The sequence below is a fragment of the Nonomuraea recticatena genome (assembly GCF_039533245.1).
Classification (GTDB): domain Bacteria; phylum Actinomycetota; class Actinomycetes; order Streptosporangiales; family Streptosporangiaceae; genus Nonomuraea; species Nonomuraea roseola.
On record NZ_BAAATE010000167.1, the window covers coordinates 1 to 644 of the forward strand.

Consider the following 644-nt stretch of genomic DNA (forward strand, 5'->3'; position numbering starts at 1 on the left):
CAGGGTTAGAACAGCTCCATCTTTAGCCTTCCAAAGAAGCCTTCGCATGCAGCATTGTCTGGCGAGCACCCTTTGCGAGACATCGAGCGAACCAACTTTGCATCATGGACCCTCGAGAGCCAGCCTGGCCAGCGGTAGTGAGCTCCACGATCAGAATGAATCACAGGGCGGCTCTCGCTGCCTTGAACAGCATCAATGGCCGCATCCAGCATTGTGTTGACGAGATTTGCGTTGGGATGAGTCCCAATCGACCAGCTCACCACCAGCCCGTCAAAGCAATCAATGACTGGCGACAGGTAGACCTTGCCAGCAGGAATCTGGAATTCAGTAATGTCGGTGAGCCACTTCTCATTGGGCGCAGCGGCATGGAAGTCTCGATTGATGAGGTTTTGCGGGGCAGCACCTATCTCTCCAAGGTATGAGTTATATCTGCGGCGTTTGGGCTTGGCCACGATCAACCCCTCCTGCTTCATCAGCCGGCGAACCACCTTCTCTGAGATGCCCGTGCACTCCTTGAGCAGGGATGCCTGCACCCTGCGATATCCATAGCAACGGTAGTTGTTGTCGAAGATCTCTGTGATGCTTCGGCGTAAATCAACGTATTTGTCAGCCAGCTTCAGCCGGGCACGATGGTAAAAATACGA

1 pseudogene is annotated in these 644 nt (G+C 54.0%); it reads right to left on the reverse strand.

The window, feature by feature from the left end:
* Window positions 1-8: 8 nt before the first annotated feature.
* Window positions 9-644 (reverse strand): annotated as a pseudogene (locus ABFX50_RS50960) (IS3 family transposase); the annotation flags it as partial.